We start from the raw sequence: 21117 nt of genomic DNA, 5'->3' as shown, positions 1-21117 counted from the left end.
AGCCGACGATTCCGAAGGTCCCCCATTCGTAGGAGTCCCGGTGACGCAGAGTGGACAGGGCGAGGAGCCCTCGCCGCGCGAAGCGCGCGAAGGCATCGTGCTGCCCTCCGACGGCGGCGAGCCCCTGCTGCCGGGCATGCTGGGCGCACAGGGCCCGGCCGGCCCGCAGCCCGGTCACTACGCCGGACCGCAGCCGCCCGGGTACTCCGCCGGGCAGCAGGCGGGCGAGTACAACGGGCACCAGCCCGGCCCGTACAACGGCCCGCAGACCGGTCCGTACAACGCCCCGCAGGCCCCCGCCGCGGCACCGCCCGGCGGCCAGGCCTGGGGCACGCCGTGGGGCCCCGAGCAGCAGCAGAGCCCGGCCCCGCAGCCGGGCCAGGGCTGGCCGACGCCACCGGCCCAGGCGTGGGGAGCGCCCGACCAGCAGCAGGCGCCGCCCCCTGACCAGTGGGGTGCGCCCGCGTCCGGGGCACTGCCCCCGGAGGGTGCCCCGGCTCCGTCGTACGGTGGGCAGCCCGCGATATCGCAGCCACCGGCGAACGCACCCTTGCCGCCAGCCGACACATACGGCGCTTCCGCCCCGGGCGCGGCCCTGCCGCCCGCCGGGCACGGAGGGCCGGCCGCGCCTCTGCCTCCCGCCACCCCCGGTGGCTACGGCGGTGCTCCCCTGCCGCCCGCTGCGGACGAAGGGGCCACCCAGTACATACCGCCCGTACCTGCCGTATCCGATGTCGAAGGGGCGACGCAGTACATTCCGCCCGTTGCGCCCGGGGCGTTGCCGCCCGAGGTGGGCGGGGGCGGACCGGTCTCCGAGGCGACGCAGTTCCTGGGGAGTGCGCCGCATGCGGCCGGGCCCGACTCCGAGGCCACGCAGTACATACCGCCCGTGACCGGGCAGGCGCCGTACGGCATGCCGCAGGGCGGGGACCGGCAGCCGCCGGCCGAGTTCGACAACCTGTTCCGCAGCGGGCCGGGCGGCGAGAGCCCGGCTCAGGCCACGCAGCAGATGCCGCGCTTCCAGCAGCCGCCCCCGCCGCCTCCGCAGGCCGCGTACCCCCCGCCGGGCGACGACCGCCGAGGGGGCCGGAGCGGGGCTCGGGTGCCGCTCATCGCCGCCATCGGTGTGGGCATCGTCGTGCTCGGCGTCGGCGCCGGTGCAATGCTCAGCGGCGGCGGCGACGACGGCAAGGACAAGAACCAGACGGTGTCCGCCACGGCTCCGGCGACCGACAGCTCGGCTTCGTCGGCCGCCGATCCGGCGAAGCAGCAGGCCGTCGCCCTGGACAAGCTGCTCGCCGACAGCGGAGACAGCCGGGCCTCGGTGATCCAGGCAGTGGCCAGTGTGAAGAAGTGCAACAACCTGCCCCAGGCCGCCTCCGACCTGCGCGCCGCGGCCAAGCAGCGCGCCGAGCTGGTCACCCGGCTCTCCGGCCTGTCCGTCGACAAGCTCCCGAACCACGCCGCGCTGACCACCGCACTCACCAAGGCGTGGCAGGCGTCCGCGGCGGCCGACAACCACTACGCGGCCTGGGCCGACCAGGTCGGCGGCAAGAAGGGCTGCAAGGGGGGCGAGGCCCGCGTCACCGGCCAGACCGCGGCCGCCAACCGCGCGAGCGGCACGGCCAGCCAGCAGAAGGTCAAGGCGGCCGAGCTGTGGAACGCCATCGCGAGGACATACGGCCTGACCCAGCGCCAGAGGACCCAGCTGTGACCGGGAGCCTGTGAACCCGCGGACGTGAGCCTCAGTTCACGTCCGCGGTCTGCAGCGTCTTCGTCGCGTCCACGAACCCCTTCTTCGCCGCCACGAGTTGGCCCTGACGCACGACCTGAAGCGTCACGTCGGCGTTGACCAGGCGGGAGAAGCCGATGGCGGCCAGCGGGCTCTCGGAGGACCACTGCAGCGTCGGCGTGAGTCCGCCCGTGGTGACCTTCAGCCCGTCGTCGAGGGCCTTGCGCACCGTGTCGGCGCTCACGTCGGCGCTGCCCAGTGACGCGACGACGGACCTGAACACGGTGTACGCGATCCAAGTCGTCTGCACCCCGGTGTCCGAGGCGTCGATGCGGTTGTCGCCGAAGGCCTGCTCCTTGATCACCTTCTTCATGGGGTCCCAGCGCGGGTCGCTCGACGCCGGGTACCAGCCGGTGACGTACGAGCCCTCGTACGGCCCCGACTGCCCGCCGGACTCGTTGATCACCGTCTGGTCGACGCTGTCGAGCGTGGCGGCGGTCTTCACCGCCGGGTAGTCCTCGCGGTCGCGCCGGAAGGAGTCCATGAAGGTGTCGGTGCGGTCCCCGAGCGCGGGTATCACGCATCCCTTCTTCGCCGGGTTGCCGGTCGTGGCCGTCAGTGCCCGCTGCGAGGGCCCCGAGTACTCGGTGGTGTCGTCCGCCGCCCGCTGGTCGACCGCGGCGGCGTGCCCGCCCGCCTTCAGGCCCGAGTCGAGCATGGCGGGCAGTTCGTCGCCCGCGATGCTGTCGGGCCGTATCAGCGCCACGGGGCCGCAGCTGCCGGCGAGTTCCTTGCCGAGGCCTGCCAGGAGGGCGGGCTGGCCGCCGTTGACGGGGTAGGACATGGGGCTGGTGAACTCGGTGGTCGTGACGCCGTAGCCGCCTATGTAGGGGATGCCGGCGCCCTCCAGCTCGGGGAGGTAGGTGTCGGCGTACTGGCTGTAGGAGCCGACGACCGCGACGACGTTCTCCTTGACGGCGAGGCGGGCGCACTTCGCGGCGGCCACGCTGTCGTTGTGCTCGTTGCAGGTCAGGACGTTCAGCTTGCGGCCGTTGATGCCGCCGTGGGCGTTGATCCAGCGGGCGTAGGCCTGGGCGAAGGCGGGCATGCCGGGCTTGTTGGTCGCCTTGGTGTCCGAAGGGGCCCAGGTCATGACCGTGATCGGGTCATCCCCGGAGCCCCCCGTGGCACCGGGGATGACCCCGCATCCGGCGGCGAGCGACGCACACGCCACCAGCGCCCCCGCCGAAAGGGCGGTGGCTCTGAAAGGCCGGGTGCGGTTGGGGAGGAAGGTGCTGCGGATGCGTCGCCTGCCGGTCATGGACACACACGTTTCCGCCACACCGCCAACCCGGGGATGACCCTCGGTTATGGATCGGTGACGGCAAGGTGAATTACGGGGGTCGGTGAGGCGCCGGAACGGGAGAACGTACGATCGATGACCGTGCAAGGTTCGGAGAACTCTTCCCGTCGCGGCCGTCGCTCCTCCACCATGGGCGGCATGCCACTGAACGACATGCCGTGGTGGCGCTGGCGCAGCAATGTGCGCTCCGCGCTGCACATGCTCTCCGATCCGGCGTTCCAGCAGAACGTCTGGCTGGCCGGCGTCGACGGATACGGGGACGTGACCGACGCCGTGTACCGCCTGGTCGAGGACACCTGGCTGGACAACTGGTCCGCCGAGAAGTACGTCGGCACGATCTTCCGGGACTCCCAGGAGGCGGCCCTCGTCGACACCGCCGTGCTCCGGGTGCTGCGGATCATGCACCAGGTCGGACCCGACGCCCCGGTCTCCGCTTATGTCGAGAACCAGGCCTGGCCGGAGGCGATCCGGGCGGCCCGGGACGCGCACGTGCGGATGGCCGTCGCCGACGGGGAGGACCCGGACGCGCCCCCGCGCACGCTCGAGGTGCTGCGGATCATGACGAGGTCCGCGTAGCGGACTCCGGTCCGGACGGGGGCTCACTTATGGGACCCTGTCCTGCATGAACGAGCAGTCCACCCGAGCCGCGGCGCCCGCCGACCAGTACGTCCTCACGATCTCCTGCCCCGACAAGCCGGGCATCGTGCACGCCGTGTCGAGCTACCTCTTCATGACCGGCTGCAACATCGAGGACAGCCAGCAGTTCGGCGACCACGACACGGGTCTGTTCTTCATGCGCGTCCACTTCTCCGCAGCGCCGCCGGTGACGGTGGACAAGCTGCGCGCCAGCTTCGCGGCGATCGGTGACTCCTTCCACATGGACTGGCAGATCAACCGGGCCGACGAGAAGATGCGCATCGTGCTCATGGTCAGCAAGTTCGGCCACTGCCTGAACGACCTGCTGTTCCGTGCCCGCATCGGTGCCCTGCCGGTGGAGATCGCGGCCGTGGTGTCCAACCACACCGACTTCGCCGAGCTCGTGGGGTCGTACGACGTCCCGTTCCACCACATTCCGGTGACGAAGGATACGAAGGCGGACGCGGAGGCGCGGTTCCTGGAGATCGTTCGTGAGAACGACGTCGAGCTGGTGGTGCTGGCCCGCTACATGCAGGTGCTCTCCGACGATCTCTGCAAGCAGCTCAGCGGGCGGATCATCAACATCCACCATTCCTTCCTGCCGAGCTTCAAGGGCGCTAAGCCGTATCACCAGGCGCATGCGCGGGGTGTGAAGCTGATCGGTGCGACGGCGCACTACGTGACCGCAGACCTTGATGAGGGGCCGATCATCGAGCAGGAGGTCGAGCGGGTGGGGCATGACGTCACGCCGGATCAGCTGGTGGCGGTCGGGCGGGATGTGGAGTGCCAGGCGCTGGCACGGGCCGTCAAGTGGCATGCCGAGCGGCGCATTCTGCTGAACGGGCGGCGGACGGTCGTGTTCGCCTAGGAGCTCGGGTTCTTCTGTCGTTGGCGCCTGCGGGTGTGTGGGGGTTGTTCGCGCAGTTTCCCGCGCCCCTGAAGGGGCGCGGGGCTGTATCAATATGCGGCTCCGTCGCGTGGGCGCGAGAAACCACGAATCACCCGCAGCCGCCCGCGAAACAGCAACCCACCCCTACATCCGGCTCAAGCTCGCCGCCGCGAACAGCACATCCCTGATCGCCTCCCGGTCACCGACCTGCCCCGCCGCCGCTTCCGCCGGAGGCACATGGCCCGCTGCCAGGCGGCAGAACTCTGCGCCGTCCAGGGCCACATGGGCCACCTCGTACGCGGCGGAGCCGACCGCCGCGGGGGAGTCGAGGGGGATCAGCCACTCGCCGCCGCCCATCCCTTCGATCTCCAGCCGCAGGCTGCGGCCCGGCTCGCCCGCCGGGACCAGGTGTCGGTGGTGGGGAGGCGAAGCCAGGCCGGCCCGGCGGCGGGTCGCGAGTACGTCCGGCAGGACACGCGCCGCGAGGTCGATCATGCGGTGCATATGGCGTGGGGCGGGCGGCTCGTACGGGTAGTCGACCGCCTCGGCGATGTCCTCCGCGTGCACCCAGCACTCGAAGGCCCGGTCCAGCATCGCGTCCTGCAACGGCAGCTCGAAGTCGCCGTAGGAGACGGCCAGCCGGGCCGGTCCCGAGTCGCTGGTGAAGGACACCGTGCGGACGAGGTCATGGGTCTGTTCTCGCCAGGGGGCCCGGACGGCACGGGTGGGCGGGAAGTGCGAGGTGCGCCAGTACGCCTCGGTGCGGGCCCGTGGTGTGGGGCCCTCCGCGGCGACGTCGCCCAGCGGGTCGTCCAGGCCGAGGGCGACCGCGACCAGCCCGTCGACCGTCAGCAGGTGGGCGATGACCCCGGCGACCGTCGTACGACGGGTCATCGGGCCTTCGCCCTCGAACCAGCGCAGCCGCACGGGCGCGTGCCACTCGGCGTCCCCGATGTCCTGCAGCAGGGCGTCGAGCCGGGCGGTCTCGGCGTCGTACGGAGCCGCCCACTCGGGCACCGGGATGCGTGGCGGGCGCCGGTCGAGGCAGCCGTCCAGGACGCGGGTGCGCAGGCCCGGGTCCAGGTCGAGGCTCTCCGGCTGGTGCAGCAGGCCGACCGCCTCGCGCAGCCGCAGCGCCTCGTCGGCGCAGGCGCCGCAGTCGCCCAGGTGCTCCTCGACGGCCGCCGTCTCGTCCGGCGAGCAGGCGGCCAGCGCCCATGCGCCGAGGAGCGACTTCAGGACGCGGTGCTCCAGGACGAGCGGGGCGGGCTGCGGCGCCAGGTCTCCCAGGTCCTCCAGGGAGGGCAGCGGCCGTCCGCCGTCCTCGACGGAGGCGCGGGGCATGGGTATGCGGGGCGGCTGGTCGGAGTCGGGGCCGGTGTCGTTGCCGTTTCCGTTTCCGTTCGCGGGTCCGCCCGGGATGCCGTACCCCTTCTGCTGCTCGTCCTTGTCGCCCTTGTCGTTCTTGTCGCCTTTGTTCCCGAAGCCGCCCTTGCTTCCGAGGTCGCCCTTGCCCTCGAGACCGTCCTCGCCGTCGAAGTCCCCATGGCCGAAGCGGTCCGCGCTGCCTGTGTCGTTCACACCGCACCCCCGTAACCGGGCGGTGCTCCGGGTGCGCCGGCGTCGTGGGCGGTGGACAGGAGCTGCAGGCCCAGGCGGAGCCGGCGGCGGGCCTCGTCCTCGGTGACGCCGAGGTCGGCGGCGGTCTGGCGGTAGTCGCGGCGCTGGAAGTAGGCCAGGTCGAGGGCGGCGCGCAGCGGGGCGGGCATGGACGTGACGATGTAGTCGGCGCGGGCGGCGACCGAGGCGCGGCGCACCTTGCGCTCCAGGTCCTCGGCGGAGCCGCCGGAGCCCTGGGCCAGGGCGGCGGTCTCGGTGGCGCGCAGCCGCTGCACGGCGAGGCGGTGGGTCAGCGTCGCGACCCAGGAGCGCAGAGGGCCCTGCTTGGGGTCGTACGCCTCGGGGTGTTCCCAGACGTGGACGAAGACATCGCGCGTGATGCCGTCCGCCGCGCGCTCGTCCCCGAGGACGCGGTGGGCCATGCCGTGCACGAGTGAGGCGAACCGGTCGTAGAGCTCGCCGAGGGCGGCCGCCTCACCGCGTGCAAGTCGCTGCTGCATCTTGCGGTCCCAGCGGGGCGGTGCGTCCTTCTTCGCCATACGGCCCCCTCACCCCTGCCCGTTCCTCGGCCCGGCCTGCGTCCATCGTCTCCTCGAATGTAGTCGGCACCTACGACAGTGCACGTCGCTTTGTCGCAATGTGTGCAGCCGTCGTTCTGTGCCTGCCTACCCGCTCGACCTCCGATCAGACCTGATCGAACAGGATCGAAGTCGACTAAAACAAGCCTCTTCCGATCAGTTTCCGTTTCTCGCGTTGTGTTTCAGGGAACGGCCGCTGGGCAGCCGCGCTGCAAGGAAGCGTAGGGATGACTTCCGTTTGCGGGGGGTCCGGCGAGCGAAAGGCATGGTGGTGGCGTTCTATGTGACCGGCGGCGAGCAGGGCGACTGGACCGTGCTCCGTGTGTCGGGCGAGCTGGACCTGGTGACGTCGCCGGTGCTGCGTCAGCGGGTGCACGACGTGGTGGCCGAGGGCCGCCACGGCCTCGTCCTCGACCTCTCCGAGGTCTTCTTCTGCGACTCCAGCGGCGTCGGCGTGCTCATCGCCGCCCGCCGCCTCATCCGCTCCTGCCAGGGCACCCTGCGCCTGATACTCCCGGCCCAGGGCGCGGTCGACGGCTCACACGTCAACCGCGTACTGGGCGCCCTCGGCGTGCGCCGCCTGTTCGACGTGTACGCCGACGTCGCGTCGGCCGTCGCGGAGGAGGCCGGCCCGCTGTCGGCCTGACCCGGGGCCTGTCCGGCAGCTGTCGCAGGAGTCACAGCTCACCCGCGTGTGCCACACCGTTGTCCCGAAATTCCCCCGGTCTTGGCACAAGCGCCGCTTTCCCGCGCCCGGACGGTCCCTCGCGTCGTACGCTCCCACGAGATGCACCCGACATGACGTAAGGCGGCCCGAAAGACATGGTCAGCAGCGAGTACGAGCGCCGGATCGCGGCCCGGTTCGCCACCTTCGACCAGGACGGCAACGGCTACATCGACCGCGAGGACTTCAGCGGGGCGGCCAAGGCGCTGCTCGCCGAGTTCGCCGTCGCGGCCCGCTCCGACAAGGGCCAGGCGCTGTACGCCGGCGCCGAGGCGTTCTGGCAGGGCATGGCCGGGATAGCGGACCGGGACGGCGACCAGCGCATCGACCGCGAGGAGTTCGTGACCGGCGCGGTCAAGCGCCTGCGCGACAACCCCGACCGGTTCGCCGAGATCGCCCGCCCCTTCCTGCACGCGGCCATCGCCGTCGCCGACACCGACGGCGACGGAGCGGCCACCGTCGAGGACACCGCGCGCGTGCTGACGATTCTGGGTGTGGGCGAGGACATCGCCCACAGCGTCGCCGCCGCGCTCGACGCCGACGGCGACGGCAGGGTCGGCGAGGCGGAGATCGTCCCGGCGTTCGCCCGCTACTTCACGGTCCCTGAGTAGGGCCCTGCCCTCGATAGGCGCCCTGCGCGTAGCGCTCCCGCAGCTTGTACTTGAGCACCTTCCGCAACGTCTCATTGCGCGGAAGGGCGTCCACCACCTCCAGCTGCTCCGGCAGCTTGTGCACCGACAGCCCTTCCGCGCGCAGGTACGACGTCACCGCGTCCAGGGTCAACTCCCGGGCACCTTCAGGCTGCTCCACCACCGCACACACCCGCTCCCCGCGCTCGGCGTCCGGCAGCCCGATCACGGCGACGTCCCCGACGGCGGGATGGGCGGCCAGCAGATCCTCGATCTCCTTCGCCGAGATGTTCTCGCCCTTGCGGATGATCACGTCCTTGAGCCGCCCGGTGAGCACCAGATGCCCGCTGTCCTTGACGAACCCCAGGTCACCGGTGCGCAGAAACCCCTCCTCGTCGAAGGCCTCCGCCGTCTGCGCCGGATCCAGATACCCCTGGCAGACGGCCTCCCCCCGCAGCCGCACCTCCCCGTCCACGATCCGTATCTCCATCCCCTCCGGCGGCCGCCCCTCCGTCGTCGCCAGGTTCTCCACGGTGTCGTCCGGCGCCCCCATGGTGATCATCGGCACCTCGGTCATGCCGTACCCGTGGGTGAGCTGCACCCCCATCTCCCGTACGACGGAGTGGTACACCTCCGGGGGCTTGGGCGCCCCGCCGCCCGCGAGCAGCCGTAGCGAGGGAATCACCTTCTGGCCGGGCTGCTTGCGCTGCTCGGCGAGGAACATCGAGTAGAACGCGGTCGATCCGCCCGCCACCGTCACCCCGTGCTTGCGGTATCCCTCGAGCGCGTCCGGCAGCGCGAACTGCTCGAACATCACGGCCGGGAAGCCGTACAGCAGCAGCATCACCGTGTAGTCCGGCCCGGCGATGTGGGCGTACGGGAAGGCCATCGACCCCACGTCGTCCGCCGAAAGACGCAGCGCATGCGCGAGACACGACCCGCCCGCGATCAGCGAACGGTCCGTGTGCAGCACACCCTTGGGGTCGGAGGTGGTGCCCGAGGTCCAGTAGATCCAGCGGACGGCGGTGCCGTCGGAGGGCGGCGGCGGCAGCACCCCCGGGTCACCGTCCGGCAGGACGTCGTACGCCTCGAAGACCCCCTTCGCGCCGAGCCGCCGCGCCATCCCGGTGTGGTCGAAGCCCCGCCACTCACCGGGTACGGCGAAGAACTCGGCCTTGGACTCCCGCAGCACGAACCCGACTTCGCGGTCCCGGTAGAACGGGATGACCGGCGTCTGTACGGCACCCAGGCGGGCCAGTGCGAAGGACAGCAGGGCCGTCTCGATCCGGGTGGGCAGCTGCCAGGCGACCACCGTGCCGGGGCGTACGCCCATGCCGTACAGGCCGGCCGCCACGCGCTCGGCACGCGCGCGTAGCTCGCCGAAGGTCAGCGAGCGGTCGTCCTGGAGGAGGACCGGGCGGTCGGGGGTGCGGCCGGCGCGGCGGGCGACCAGGTCCCAGAGGGTGCGGGATGCGCTCAGTGCGTGGGCGGTGTCGTTCACGGCGACCCCCTCATGGAGCTGACACGGAGCTGGTGCTGAGCTGACGGACAGTCAGATCGTGCGCAGAGCGTAGGGCTCGGCGCCTTGTCGGTCCAGGGGTGCGGGACTAGCCTGCTCGATGAAGTGAATCTGACGGTCCATCAGATATCTGAGTGGGGGACCCATGACCGAACTGCCCCGCATCATCAGCGTCGACGACCATGTGATCGAGCCCGCCCACCTCTTCGAGACCTGGCTGCCGGAGAAGTACCGCGACCGGGGCCCGCAGCCCCTCACCGCCGGGATCGGCGAGCTCGCCTACATCGGCGGCAAGTACCGGATCACCATGGATCCGGAGGGCCAGCCGACCGACTGGTGGATCTACGAGGACCTGAAGTTCCCGTACAAGCGCAACATCGCCGCCGTCGGCTTCGACCGGGACGAGATGACCCTGGAGGGGATCACCAGGGAGGAGATGCGGCGCGGCTGCTGGGACCCGAAGGCCCGCCTCGAGGACATGGACCTCAACCATGTCGAGGCCAGCCTCTGCTTCCCGTCCTTCCCGCGCTTCTGCGGGCAGACCTTCGCGGAGGCGCACGACAAGGAGGTCGCGCTGGCCTGTGTGCGCGCCTACAACGACTGGATGGTCGAGGAGTGGTGCGGCGACAGCGGCGGCCGGCTCATCCCGCTCTGCCTGATCCCGCTGTGGGACGTCGACCTGGCGGTCGTGGAGATCCGGCGCAACGCCGCGCGGGGGGTGAAGGCGGTGACCTTCTCCGAGATCCCCACCTACCTCGGCCTGCCCTCCATCCACTCCGGCTACTGGGACCCGTTCTTCGCGGTCTGCCAGGAGACCGGCACGGTCGTCAACATGCACATCGGCAGCAGCTCCCAGATGCCCGCCGCGTCCCCGGACGCGCCCCCCGCCGTCCAGGCCTCGCTGAGCTTCAACAACGCCATGGCCTCGATGATGGACTACCTGTTCAGCGGAGTCCTGGTGAAGTTCCCGAGCCTCAAACTGGCCTACTCCGAAGGCCAGATGGGCTGGATCCCGTACGCCCTGGAGCGCGCCGACGACGTCTGGGAGGAACACCGCGCATGGGGCGGCGTGCGGGATCTGATCCCGGAGCCGCCGTCGACGTACTACTACCGGCAGATGTTCTGCTGCTTCTTCCGCGACAAGCACGGGGTCGCCTCGCTGGACGTGGTCGGCCGGGACAACGCGACCTTCGAGACCGACTACCCGCACGTCGACTCGACCTTCCCGCACACCAAGGAGGTCGCCCTCGACCATGTGAAGGGCCTCGACGACGAGACGGTCTACAAGCTGATGCGGGGCAACGCGATCCGCATGCTGGACCTGGACTTCGACCGCTGATGGACCTGTCGTACACGCCCGAGGAGGAGGAGTTCCGGGCGCGGCTGCGGGAGTGGCTCGGCAAGGTGCTGCCGACCCTGCCGCCGAAGCCGTCCCCGGACGACTGGCCGGGGCGCCGGGCGTACGACCTCGGGTGGCAGCGGATGCTGTACGACGCCGGGTACGCCGACGTCCACTGGGACGCCTCCCCGACGACGCGGCTGATCTTCCTGGAGGAGACCGAGAAGGCCGGTGCGCCCTACGTGGGCGCGGGCTTCGTCGGGCTGCTGCACGCCGGGCCGACCATCGCCGCCGAGGGGAGCGCCGAGCAGCGGGCGCGCTGGCTGCCGCCGATCCTGCGCGGCGAGGAGGTCTGGTGCCAGGGCTTCAGCGAACCGGACGCCGGCTCCGACCTCGCGGCGCTGCGCACGCGCGCGCGTAGGGACGGCGACGACTATGTGGTGAGCGGGTCCAAGATCTGGACCTCCCATGCCGAAGTCGCCGACTGGTGCGAGCTGTTGGTCCGTACGGACCCGGACGCGCCGAAGCACAAGGGCATCAGCTGGCTCGCCATGCCCATGGACGCCCCGGGGATCACCGTACGGCCGCTCAGGACCCTCGCCGGGTCGGCGGAGTTCGCGGAGGTGTTCCTCGACGACGTGCGCGTGCCGGTCGCCAACCGGGTCGGGGACGAGAACGACGGCTGGCGCGTAACCATGGTGACGCTGTCCTTCGAGCGCGGTACGGCGTTCGTGGGCGAGGTGGTGGCCTGTCGGCGCGTGCTGGGCGAACTCGCCGCGGAGGCGCGGAGGCGCGGCCGCTGGGACGATCCGGTGCTCCGGCGCCGCCTCGGGAGGCTGAATGCGGAGTTCCGGGGGCTGTGGCGGCTGATCCAGTGGAACGTGAGCGAGGCGGAGGGCGGTTCCGGGGTCCCGGGAGTCGGGGGTTCGGTTTTCAAACTGCGGTATTCGCATGCGCGGCAGGAGTTGTACGACGCCGCGGCGGACGTTCTGGGGCCGGGATCCCTGGACCTGGACGCGCCCTGGATGCTCGACCGGCTGTCGTCGCTGTCGTACACCATCGCGGCCGGGACCTCGCAGATTCAGCAGAACATCGTGGCTGAGCGGATTCTCGGGTTGCCGAAGGGGAGGTGAGGTGTGCGTTTTCAACTGACGGAGGAGCAACGGGCGTTGCAAGGTGCTGTGCGGGATGTCGTCGGTCGTCGGTCGACTGCGGGTGCGTCGTGGCTGGTCGCGCAGTTCCCCGCGCCCCTTCCCGGCGCTGCACGCCCCGGCGATCATCAGCCCCGTCTCGACCGGGTTCTGTGGCGCACTCTCGGAGAGCTGGGCTTTTTCTCTCTGCGGCTGCCCGAGGCCGACGGTGGGGCCGGACTCGGGCTGCCTGAGGCCGTGTTGGTGTTCGAGGAGGCCGGGCGGGCACTCGTGCCGGGGCCTCTCGTGGCGACGCATCTTGCGGCCGGGGAAGTGCCCGGAGCGGCCACTGGGGAGGTCGTCGTGGCCGCCGTGGACGGGAGGATCGTGGAGTGGATGGACGAGGCGGACGTCGTCCGGCGGGGCGCCGAGGGGGCCGTACCGCTGCAGTCGGTGGATCCGTTGACGCCGCTGCATCGGGTGCCGGCGCCGGGGCGCACCGACCCCGTGGCCGTCCTCCTCACCGCCGCCGAGCAACTCGGCACGGCCACGCGCGCGTGCGAGCTGGCTGTGCAACACGCCCGGACGCGCGAGCAGTTCGGGCAGCCGATCGGGGCCTTCCAGGCCGTGAAGCATCTGTGTGCGCAGATGCTGGTGCGCGTCGAGGTGGCCCGCGCCGCGGTCTATGCCGCCGCCGTCACCGCCGACCGGGCCGACATCGCCGCGGCCCGGCTGCTCGCCGACGAGGCCGCCGTGCGCGGCGCCCGCGACTGCCTCCAGGTGCACGGCGGCATGGGCTTCACCTGGGAGTCCGAGGTGCATCTGCATCTGAAGCGGGCGTGGGTGCGGGCAGAACGTGGCGGCGGAGTCACGGAGAGTGAGGAGTTGCTCGCGGCCGATCTGGCGGCCTGAGCGGCGCGGGCCTGGGATGTCGCGGAAGCCGCCCTCGCAGTTGTCGCGGATTGTGGCATACCGGAATTACGGAGCGTTGATATCGGGTTGTGTCCTACGCGTGACCCGTCACGTCCTGGAGTCGGCGTCCGGCTCCGGTACCTTCTGTGGGATGCGAGTGGTTCCGAGCACGAGCCGTGCCGGTGTTGCCCCCGGGGTGATGCCGGAACTGGCCTGTTCGAGTCCCCGCAATGAGCGTCGCACAGTATGCCGCACGGGTACTCCTTCGCGCTGGAATATGCCCGAAGCGCTTGTTGGCGTGACTGTACGTCAACCATGCTGTCTCTTAAGGGATTCACGTTCCGTGACCCTTGCTCTGGGCTCTGCACTGGCTGTTGTTCTGGTCATGCAGAAAATGGCTACGATCGTGGCCCTCGTTGCGGCGCGCGCGTGGCGCGAGGTCATGTGTCCGCCGGTTCGGATGGTGTGAGCGGTGCAGGTGCTTCAGGTGCAGCTGGAAGTCCGGCCCGACCCCGCTGAGGTGGGGCGAGCCCGGCGGTGGGCGCGTTCGCGCCTGGCCGGGTCGGGGATAGAGGCCGACGAGCCGCTCGCCGAGACGCTGATCCTGCTCGTCTCAGAACTGGTCACCAACGCCGTTGTGCACACCGGCTGTCCGGCCGTGCTGCGACTCTCCCTGCCGGGCGTGGCCGCCGAGTCGGCCACCGTCCGCCTCGAGGTGGCCGACACAAGTGCCCAGGCTCCCGTGCCCCGGTGCGTCGACGGCGACGCGACCGGCGGCCGCGGCCTCGCCCTGGTCGACGGTCTCGCCGACCGCTGGGGCTGGAGCCCCGAGGGTGCCGGCAAGCGCATCTGGTGCGAACTCGACCGCTGTGCACAGACCCGCGAGGCCGCTCAGGCCTGCGTGGGCGGCGCAACGGCGTACGAGGGGCTGGCGTTCGAGGCGGTGTGACCGGCGCACGGGTGCCGAAGATCCGTCAGCTTCGGTGCACGGTCGCAGAAACCGCTCTCATGTCATGGTCGGCTGAGGCGGTGCGCCGGGATGTGCTTCAGTGCGCGCCCGTGACAAATTGGGCTTAAGTAATAAATCCCCGTACGGGCGTTGACGCATCGTGTCCGTTTGGTCACGCTTGTGGTCAGCGATTCGCCGTGAGGGGACGACGAGGGCTTCGGTGACGGGAGCCCTCGACGAGTGCGAGTCGTGATTCGGCGTCGGCTCCCTCAGGGCCAAGAGGAGCCGGGGCGGGTGCGCCGGAGTCGGTCGGCGGCGCGTGGTGCCGTGCTCGGGGCGGGAGCACCGCGCCGCCGGCCGACGGCCCTCACAGGATGGCGACGGGGGCCACCGGAGTCCCCGTCGCACCGACGAAGGGCTCCGGCATCGCCGACAGCAGGAACGCAAACCTCCCCGCTTCTCCACAGGCTGTGGACAACTCTTCGAGATTCCAGTTCTGGCCCTGCAGCATCCCCATCTCCACCAGGTCGAGCGCATGCACGGGCAGCCACAGATCCTCGATCTCGGGCGGAAAGATCTCGAACGTGAGGGTGTCGTTCGCGACGGCGGCGACATCGCGCGCGTGGAACCACTCCGGGGTGCGGATCGACAGGCCCGGGGAGGGATAGCCGTACGCGTGCTTGTCCCCGGCGAGACAGACCTGGATCTGCCCGGTGCGCACGAGCACGACGTCGCCGGCACGCACGCGCGTACCGGCCATCTCCTCGGCGGCCTCCAGGTCTTCGGGGGTGACCGCGTGCCCGCCCTCCAGCCGGTCGACGCCTCGCGCGCGTGCCACGTCCAGCAGCACCCCGCGCGAGACGACGTGCCGCGCCTTGTCGATGCCGCTGAACTCGGCGCCGCCGTGCGGGGTGATGGTTGCGGCCGGGCGGCCGTTGTAGAGCCGGCCCGAGTGCGACACATGGGTCAGCGCGTCCCAGTGGGTGGCGGCCTGCAGCCCCATGGTCACGGCGTCGTCGCTGCACGCCACCGACCCCGGGCCGAACAACTCCTGGTTGATCTGCACCATCGCGTGCAGCGGATTGACCCGCCCCGGGATCATCCCGGTCTGTACGCCGTCCTGCTTCAGGGGCAGCGCGAGGGGAATGCGGCGGCCCGTGCGGACGGTCGCCGCGGCCTCGCGGACGACCTCGTCGGTGATCAGGTTGAGGGTGCCGATCTCGTCGTCGGAGCCCCAACGACCCCAGTTGTTCACGCGCTTGGCGATCTCGTGGAACTCGGCGGGCAGCGACATCGGCCCTCCCCGGGGGCTTGTCTCCAGGTATCTGACGGGTCATAAAATCTAACGGTCCGTCAGAAACCGCGGGAAGGGGCCGGACGTGGGGAACTTCTTGGCAGGCAAGGTCGTCGCCGTGACGGGCGCCGGACGGGGCATCGGTCGTGCGGTGGCGCTGGCCGCGGCCGCTGAGGGGGCGAAGGTCGTCGTCAACGACTACGGGGTGTCGGTGGACGGTGCGTCCCCGACGAGCGAGGTCGCCGAGGGCGTCGTCAAGGAGATCGAGGCAGCGGGCGGGGACGCGGTTGCGGTGGCCGACGACGTGTCGACCATGGCGGGCGGGCAGCGGGTGGTCGACGTCGCGGTCTCGTCGTACGGACGGCTCGACGGAGTCGTGTGTGTCGCCGGGATCCTGCGTGAGCGGATGCTGTTCAACATGTCCGAGGAGGAGTGGGACCCGGTCGTCGCCACCCATCTGAAGGGCACGTTCACGGTGTTCCGGGCGGCCTCGGCGGTGATGCGGGGGCAGCGCGCGGGAACGTTGATCGGGTTCACCAGCGGCAACCATCAGGGGTCGGTCTCGCAGGCCAACTACAGCGCGGCCAAGGGCGGGATCATCTCGCTGGTGCGGAGCGCCGCGCTGGGCCTGAACAAGTACGGGGTCAGCGCCAATGCGGTGGCGCCGGTTGCTCGTACGCGGATGTCGGCGAACGTTCCTGTGGAGCTGACGGAGATCGGGGAGCCGGAGGATGTGGCCGCCCTGGTGGTGTACCTGCTGTCGGACAAGGCGCGGGAGCAGGGGATCACCGGGCAGGTGTACACGATTGCGGGGCCGAAGCTGGCGGTATGGGCTCAGCCGCGGGAGCTTCGCTCGGCGTATGCCGAGGGTTCCTGGACGCCTGAGCGGATTGCGGAGTTCTTGCCGGGGTCGGTGGGGGTGGATCCGATGCCGATGCTGTCGCGGTTGGCGGCGATGGAGAAGGCCGCTGCGCGGGGCGACAAGCCCAACGCCTAAGAGCTCGGGGTGCGCGGTTTGTGTCGCGGGTGCGGGTTTGTTGTGGCTGGTCGCGCCCTGCAGCGGAGCCGCATATGGACACAGCCCCGAGCCCCTGAGGTTGGATCCGTCGCCCGGAACCAAGAAGCGACCCCCGTTGCCGAGAGGAGATCCCGTGGACTTCGGATTTGCTGACGAGGATGAGGCGTTTCGGGCCGAGGCTCGGGGGTGGCTCTGCGAGCACGCCGAACCCGGGCTGGATCGTCGTATTTGGGAACGCACCCTCGGTAAGGCGGGCTGGATAGGGCTCGGGTGGTCCGAAGGTGGATACGGGAACCGGATTGCCACGCTCACCCAGCAAGTCGTCTGGGCCGAGGAGTATGCGCGGTCGGGTGCGCCGCCGCGGTCGGGGCACATCGGGGAGAAGCTGCTTGCTCCCACGCTCCTCGCCCATGGGACGGAGGCGCAGAAGGCCCGCTTTCTTCCTCCGGTCGCCGCGGGTGACGAGCTGTGGTGTCAGGGGTACAGCGAACCCGGTGCCGGATCGGATCTGGCCGGGGTTCGGACGGCGGCCGTGCGTGAGGGGGCGGGCTATCGGATCACCGGGCAGAAGATCTGGACCTCGCTGGCGCAGGAGGCCGACTGGTGCTTCGTGCTCGCCCGTACCGAACCCGGATCCCGCCGTCACCACGGACTGACCTTCCTCCTCGTCCCCATGGACCAGCCGGGGCGGATCGAGGTGCGGCCCATTCGGCAGCTGACCGGGACCAGCGACTTCAACGAGGTCTTCTTCGACGGGGCACACGCGCGCGTGGAGCACGTTGTCGGGGGCGAAGGGGGTGGCTGGAAGGTCGCGATGAGTCTGCTCGGGTTCGAGCGGGGAGTTTCCACGCTCGCCCAGCAGGTCGGGTTCGCTCAGGAGTTGGGGCGCGTGGTGCGGGCCGCCGTGGAGACGGGGGCGGTCGCCGATCCCGTCGTACGGGAGCGGCTGGTGCGGCAGTGGGCCGAACTGCGGGCCATGCGGTGGAACGCCCTGCGGACGCTGGGGAGTTCGGGGGACGCGGGGGCGCCCAGCGTGGCCAAGTTGCTGTGGGGCGGCTGGCATCAGCGGCTCGGGGAGCTGGCCATGCAGGTGCGGGGGGCCGCGGCGGGGGTCGGGCCGGCGGACTGGTCGCCGTCGGCGCTGTACGAACTCGACTCGTTGCAGCACCTGTTCCTGTTCTCCCGGGCCGACACGATCTACGGCGGTTCGGACCAGGTCCAGCGCACGATCATCGCCGAGCGCGTGCTCGGCCTGCCCAGGGAGCCCAAGGGGGACTTCTGATGCGCGGTGTGGTGTTCGACGGCAAGCGGCTCGAGGTCGTGGACGACCTGGAGGTGCGGGAGCCGGGGCCGGGGGAGGTGCAGGTCGCCATCTCGGCAGCCGGGTTGTGTCACAGCGATCTGTCCGTGGTGGACGGGACCATACCCTTCCCCGTTCCTGTGGTGCTGGGGCATGAGGGGGCGGGGGTGGTGGAGGCCGTCGGCGCCGGGGTCACGCATGTGGTGGTGGGCGACCATGTCGCGCTCTCCACGCTTGCCAACTGCGGTACGTGCGCGGAGTGCGACCGGGGGCGGCCGACGATGTGCCGGCAGGCGATCGGGCGTCCCGGGCAGCCGTTCGTCCAAGGCGGGCGGGCCGTCTACCAGTTCGCCTCCAACTCGGCGTTCGCGGAGCGGACCGTGGTGAAGGCAGTGCAGGCGGTTCGCATTCCCAAGGACATTCCGCTGCCGGCCGCCGCGCTGATCGGGTGCGGGGTATTGACCGGGGTGGGGGCTGTGCTCAACCGGGCGAGAGTCGATCGCGGGGACAGCGTGCTGGTCATCGGCACCGGCGGCATCGGGCTCAACGTCATCCAGGGCGCGCGGATCGCGGGTGCGCTGCGGATCGTCGCCGTCGACGCGAACCCGGCGAAGGAGGCGGTGGCCCGGCAGTTCGGGGCGACGCACTTCCTGACGTCGACGGAGGGGGTGAAGGAGATCCTGCCCACGGGGGCCGACCATGCCTTCGAGTGCGTCGGGCGGGTGGAGCTGATCCGGCAGGCGATCGATCTGCTGGACCGGCATGGGCAGGCCGTGCTCCTCGGTGTTCCTCCGGCGACCGCCGAGGCGTCCTTCCGCGTCTCCTCCATGTATCTGGACAAGTCGATTCTGGGGTGCCGGTACGGGTCCTCGCGGCCGCAACGGGACATCGCCGTCTACGCGGAGCTGTACCGGGCGGGGCGGTTGCTGCTGGACGAGCTGGTGACCGAGACGTACCCGATCGAGGACTTCGAGAAGGCGAAGGCGGATGCGGAGGCGGGGCGGGTGGCCAGAGGGGTGCTCACCTTCTAGTTGCTCACCCTGTAGTTGCTCACCTTCTAACTGGGCAGCTTCTGGCAGCAGTTGGAGGGTTTTCCACAGGCAGCGGAAAACGCCTGGGCGTTGTCAGTGCCGACCCGTAACTTCGACGCATGACCTACCGCGACGTCGCCTCCCGACAAGTCCTCGTCTGGGCTTGCACGTCCGTCGGCGCCCGCATGCCGGTGGCGATGACTCCGCTGGCCCTGGTCTTCCTGGTGCGGGAGCGCCCCGGGGGCTATGCGCTCGGTGCGGCTCTCGCCGCGGCCTATGTGATCGGCGAGATCATCGGCGCCCCCGTCCTGGGCATGCGGCTGCGTCTCGACCGCGCGCGCCCTCAGCTGGCCGCGGGCCTCGCGGCCGGAGTCGCCGGTTTCGCGGGCCTCGGGGCGTTTCCCGGCGCGCACTCCGTGGTCCTCGCCGCGTTCGCCTTCCTGGCCGGCGGCGCCCCGGCCGCGACGGCGGGAGCGCTGCGCGCACTGCTCACCCATCTGGTCCCGGAGCGTGCCGTTGCGCAGGCACTGTCCACCGAGTCGATGCTGGTGTCGGGCATCTGGGCGGTCTCCCCGGCCGCCGTCACCGGCCTGGCCCTGGGCGTCGCACCGCGCGTCCCGCTGCTGCTCGCTGCCGCGTTGATGGCGTCGTCGCTCGCCGGTCTGTGGCTGCTGCCGGCCGGCTGGGAGACGGGCGATGCGGAGGGCGATGCGGAGGGTGGGGTGCGGGCGGGCGGCACGACGGACGGAGAACGGGCGGGCGGCTCAAAGGGCGAGGCGCGGGCGGACAAGTCGCCGATCCGGCTGCTGACCGGCGCCTGGCCGCTGTTCGTCACCGGAGCGGCGGGCCTCGCCCTGCTCGGTCTGGCCGAACTCGTCCTGCCCGCCCTGCTGGAACAGCGCGGCATCGCCGTCGGCTGGTCGGGCCCCATGCTGACGGGACTGGCGGTGGGCGGCGCACTGGGCGCGTTCCTCTACGGCTTGCGCAGCTGGCCCGGGCTGCTGCGCACCCGCAGCGCCGTGCTGATGTGCGCGACGACGGCGTGCGTGACGCTCGTCGCGCTGATACCGGGTGCGGCCGGGATCGCCGCTGCGCTGGTCGTGGGCGGCATGCTCCAGTCGGCGGTGCTGCTCACCCGCAACCTGTCGCTGCGCGAAGCCCTTCCGCAGAGAACCCTGGCCGCGGGCTATTCGGTCATGTACGCGGCTGCGGGCGCGGGTTATGCGGCGACGGGCTCGCTCGCCGGCGCCCTGCTGCATGTGACGGCGCCGTCCACCGCCATCCTGGCCGGCGTGGGCCTCACCCTGGTGCTCACCGCGGTGGGCTGGTGGGGCGAGGTCCGCCGTGCCGGACAGTCAGCGCAGGGCGCCGACACCGCCGTAACTCCCGGACCCGCTGTCATCGGACCGGCTGTCCCCGGACCCGCCGCTCCCACCGTTCCCATCGACCCCATAGATCCCGCCGCTCCCGGCGCGGAAAGTGCGGCGATACGCGGTGGGTGTGACCCCGAGGACCGTCTGTAGGTGTTGCCGCATCGACTGTGCCGTGCCGAATCCGGCCTCCTGCGCCACCTGGTCCATGGACAGGTCGGTCGACTCCAGCAGGTGTCGCGCCCGCTCCACGCGCTGCTGGGTGAGCCACTGGCCGGGGCTGATGCCGACCTCCTCGCGGAAGCGGCGGGTGAAGGTGCGGACGGACATGGACTCCTGCGTGGCCATGTCGCGGAGCTGGATCGGCTCGTGCAGCCGGCCCAGGGCCCAGGCGCGCGCTCCCCTCGTGGTCGCCAACTGGGGCTCGGGCACCGGGCGTTGGATGTACTGCGCCTGACCGCCGTCGCGGTGCGGCGGTACGACGGTGCGGCGGGCGATCTCGTTGGCGACGGCGGTGCCGTGGTCGCGGCGCACCATGTGCAGGCACAGGTCGAGGCCGGCCGCGACGCCGGCCGAGGTCAGGATGTCGCCGTCGTCGATGAACAGCACGTTCGGGTCGACGTCGATCTTCGGGAAGAGGCGTTGCAGCTGGTCGGTCTCCGCCCAGTGCGTGGTCGCGGGCCGGCCGTCGAGGTAGCCGGCGGCGGCCAGGACGAAGACGCCGGTGCAGATGGAGGCGAGCCGGGTGCCGGGGCGGATGTGGGCGAGGGCGGCGGCCAGTTCGTCGGTGAGGACGCCCTGCTCGAAGACCGGGCCGAGTTCGTACGACGCCGGGACGATGACCGTGTCGGCGGTGGCCAGGGCCTCCGGGCCGTTCTCGACCTGGATGGCGAAGTCGGCGTCGGTCTGCACCGGGCCCGGTGGCCGGATCGAGCAGGTGACGACCTCGTACAGGTGCCGGCCCCGGGCGTCCTTGGGGCGCCCGAAGATGCGGTGCGGAATGCCCAGCTCGAAGGGGAGCAGGCCGTCGAGGGCGAGGACGACTACGCGGTGCGGGCGGAAACCCGTCTCACTGCTCATGGCC

18 protein-coding genes and 1 pseudogene are annotated in these 21117 nt (G+C 70.9%); 13 read left to right on the top strand and 6 right to left on the bottom strand.

The features are described from left to right. Positions 1–40: 40 nt before the first annotated feature. Positions 41–1714 carry a hypothetical protein gene (locus ACFY10_RS20565; RefSeq protein WP_390666578.1) on the top strand — a complete coding sequence of 558 codons (1674 nt, stop codon included), beginning with the start codon at positions 41–43 and terminating at the stop codon, positions 1712–1714. Between the two features lie 31 nt (positions 1715–1745). On the opposite strand, the gene ACFY10_RS20560 is transcribed toward ACFY10_RS20565, so the two are convergent. Further along, complete coding sequence (locus ACFY10_RS20560) at positions 1746–3053, bottom strand: ABC transporter substrate-binding protein (protein WP_390666577.1); 1308 nt, start codon at positions 3051–3053, stop codon at positions 1746–1748. 117 nt (positions 3054–3170) lie between these two features. Here ACFY10_RS20560 and ACFY10_RS20555 point away from each other — a divergent pair, with 117 nt between their 5' ends. Together ACFY10_RS20555 and purU are read left to right on the top strand one after the other, a co-directional pair. Beyond that, on the top strand, positions 3171–3671 hold the full coding sequence (locus ACFY10_RS20555; RefSeq protein WP_390666576.1) for a hypothetical protein: 501 nt from the start codon (positions 3171–3173) through the stop codon (positions 3669–3671). 46 nt (positions 3672–3717) lie between these two features. Next, on the top strand, positions 3718–4599 hold the full coding sequence (gene purU / locus ACFY10_RS20550; RefSeq protein WP_390666575.1) for a formyltetrahydrofolate deformylase: 882 nt from the start codon (positions 3718–3720) through the stop codon (positions 4597–4599). 165 nt (positions 4600–4764) lie between these two features. Here purU and ACFY10_RS20545 read toward each other — a convergent pair whose 3' ends face one another. Both ACFY10_RS20545 and ACFY10_RS20540 read right to left on the bottom strand, forming a co-directional pair. Further along, the gene (locus ACFY10_RS20545; protein WP_390666574.1) at positions 4765–6201 is read right to left on the bottom strand and encodes a maleylpyruvate isomerase N-terminal domain-containing protein; all 1437 of its coding nucleotides are present in this window, start codon (positions 6199–6201) and stop codon (positions 4765–4767) included. Continuing rightward, on the bottom strand, positions 6198–6779 hold the full coding sequence (locus ACFY10_RS20540; RefSeq protein ID WP_390666573.1) for a sigma-70 family RNA polymerase sigma factor: 582 nt from the start codon (positions 6777–6779) through the stop codon (positions 6198–6200). The genes ACFY10_RS20545 and ACFY10_RS20540 overlap by 4 nt, the downstream gene beginning before the upstream one ends. 304 nt (positions 6780–7083) lie before the next feature. Between ACFY10_RS20540 and ACFY10_RS20535 the strand changes: the two genes are divergently transcribed. Next, positions 7084–7464, top strand: coding sequence for an STAS domain-containing protein (locus ACFY10_RS20535; protein WP_390666572.1), 381 nt, complete (start codon positions 7084–7086; stop codon positions 7462–7464). Positions 7465–7640: 176 nt separating this feature from the next. Further along, entirely contained in the window at positions 7641–8153 is a 513-nt protein-coding gene (locus ACFY10_RS20530; RefSeq protein WP_390666571.1) for an EF-hand domain-containing protein, read from the top strand. Here ACFY10_RS20530 and ACFY10_RS20525 read toward each other — a convergent pair. Then, entirely contained in the window at positions 8137–9672 is a 1536-nt protein-coding gene (locus tag ACFY10_RS20525; protein ID WP_390666570.1) for a class I adenylate-forming enzyme family protein, read from the bottom strand. The genes ACFY10_RS20530 and ACFY10_RS20525 overlap by 17 nt on opposite strands. A gap of 163 nt (positions 9673–9835) precedes the next feature. Between ACFY10_RS20525 and ACFY10_RS20520 the strand changes: the two genes are divergently transcribed. From ACFY10_RS20520 to ACFY10_RS20505, 4 genes are all read left to right on the top strand, one after another. Next, positions 9836–11029: an amidohydrolase family protein gene (locus tag ACFY10_RS20520; RefSeq protein WP_390666569.1), complete on the top strand. Its 1194-nt coding sequence runs from the start codon at positions 9836–9838 to the stop codon at positions 11027–11029. Then, on the top strand, positions 11029–12162 hold the full coding sequence (locus tag ACFY10_RS20515) for an acyl-CoA dehydrogenase family protein (protein ID WP_390666568.1): 1134 nt from the start codon (positions 11029–11031) through the stop codon (positions 12160–12162). The genes ACFY10_RS20520 and ACFY10_RS20515 overlap by 1 nt, the downstream gene beginning before the upstream one ends. A gap of 3 nt (positions 12163–12165) precedes the next feature. After that, positions 12166–13071, top strand: coding sequence for an acyl-CoA dehydrogenase family protein (locus tag ACFY10_RS20510; RefSeq protein WP_390666567.1), 906 nt, complete (start codon positions 12166–12168; stop codon positions 13069–13071). A 487-nt stretch (positions 13072–13558) separates the two neighbouring features. Then, positions 13559–14020 carry an ATP-binding protein gene (locus ACFY10_RS20505; protein WP_390666566.1) on the top strand — a complete coding sequence of 154 codons (462 nt, stop codon included), beginning with the start codon at positions 13559–13561 and terminating at the stop codon, positions 14018–14020. A 367-nt stretch (positions 14021–14387) separates the two neighbouring features. Here ACFY10_RS20505 and ACFY10_RS20500 read toward each other — a convergent pair whose 3' ends face one another. Beyond that, entirely contained in the window at positions 14388–15314 is a 927-nt protein-coding gene (locus ACFY10_RS20500; protein WP_390666565.1) for a cyclase family protein, read from the bottom strand. Between the two features lie 85 nt (positions 15315–15399). Here ACFY10_RS20500 and ACFY10_RS20495 point away from each other — a divergent pair, with 85 nt between their 5' ends. From ACFY10_RS20495 to ACFY10_RS20480, 4 genes and pseudogenes are all read left to right on the top strand, one after another. After that, positions 15400–16311, top strand: a complete 912-nt coding sequence (locus ACFY10_RS20495) for an SDR family oxidoreductase (RefSeq protein ID WP_390666564.1) — start codon at positions 15400–15402, stop codon at positions 16309–16311. A gap of 154 nt (positions 16312–16465) precedes the next feature. Beyond that, a complete protein-coding gene (locus tag ACFY10_RS20490) occupies positions 16466–17614 on the top strand; it encodes an acyl-CoA dehydrogenase family protein (protein WP_390666563.1) in 1149 nt (382 codons plus the stop codon). Further along, positions 17614–18663 carry a Zn-dependent alcohol dehydrogenase gene (locus ACFY10_RS20485; RefSeq protein WP_390666562.1) on the top strand — a complete coding sequence of 350 codons (1050 nt, stop codon included), beginning with the start codon at positions 17614–17616 and terminating at the stop codon, positions 18661–18663. The genes ACFY10_RS20490 and ACFY10_RS20485 overlap by 1 nt, the downstream gene beginning before the upstream one ends. A 119-nt stretch (positions 18664–18782) precedes the next feature. After that, positions 18783–20057: pseudogene (locus ACFY10_RS20480) on the top strand (MFS transporter); the annotation flags it as partial. Here ACFY10_RS20480 and ACFY10_RS20475 read toward each other — a convergent pair. Next, on the bottom strand, positions 20019–21113 hold the full coding sequence (locus ACFY10_RS20475) for a GlxA family transcriptional regulator (RefSeq protein ID WP_390666561.1): 1095 nt from the start codon (positions 21111–21113) through the stop codon (positions 20019–20021). The pseudogene ACFY10_RS20480 and the gene ACFY10_RS20475 sit on opposite strands and share 39 nt — an antisense overlap. Positions 21114–21117 lie beyond the last annotated feature (4 nt).

Source organism: Streptomyces sp. NPDC001401, from assembly GCF_042895385.1.
Taxonomy (GTDB): domain Bacteria; phylum Actinomycetota; class Actinomycetes; order Streptomycetales; family Streptomycetaceae; genus Streptomyces.
The sequence above is the reverse complement of the archived record's forward strand: the minus strand, read 5'-3'. Positions and strand labels throughout refer to the sequence as shown.

Excerpts from the sequence above, each read along its gene's own strand:
- ACFY10_RS20560 (WP_390666577.1), bottom strand. The coding sequence starts at position 3,053 with ATGACCGGCAGGCGACGCATCCGCAGCACCTTCCTCCCCAACCGCACC.
- ACFY10_RS20555 (WP_390666576.1), top strand. The coding sequence starts at position 3,171 with ATGACCGTGCAAGGTTCGGAGAACTCTTCCCGTCGCGGCCGTCGCTCC.
- purU (WP_390666575.1), top strand. The coding sequence starts at position 3,718 with ATGAACGAGCAGTCCACCCGAGCCGCGGCGCCCGCCGACCAGTACGTC.
- ACFY10_RS20540 (WP_390666573.1), bottom strand. The coding sequence starts at position 6,779 with ATGGCGAAGAAGGACGCACCGCCCCGCTGGGACCGCAAGATGCAGCAG.
- ACFY10_RS20535 (WP_390666572.1), top strand. The coding sequence starts at position 7,084 with ATGGTGGTGGCGTTCTATGTGACCGGCGGCGAGCAGGGCGACTGGACC.
- ACFY10_RS20530 (WP_390666571.1), top strand. The coding sequence starts at position 7,641 with ATGGTCAGCAGCGAGTACGAGCGCCGGATCGCGGCCCGGTTCGCCACC.
- ACFY10_RS20520 (WP_390666569.1), top strand. The coding sequence starts at position 9,836 with ATGACCGAACTGCCCCGCATCATCAGCGTCGACGACCATGTGATCGAG.
- ACFY10_RS20515 (WP_390666568.1), top strand. The coding sequence starts at position 11,029 with ATGGACCTGTCGTACACGCCCGAGGAGGAGGAGTTCCGGGCGCGGCTG.
- ACFY10_RS20500 (WP_390666565.1), bottom strand. The coding sequence starts at position 15,314 with ATGTCGCTGCCCGCCGAGTTCCACGAGATCGCCAAGCGCGTGAACAAC.
- ACFY10_RS20485 (WP_390666562.1), top strand. The coding sequence starts at position 17,614 with ATGCGCGGTGTGGTGTTCGACGGCAAGCGGCTCGAGGTCGTGGACGAC.
- ACFY10_RS20475 (WP_390666561.1), bottom strand. The coding sequence starts at position 21,113 with ATGAGCAGTGAGACGGGTTTCCGCCCGCACCGCGTAGTCGTCCTCGCC.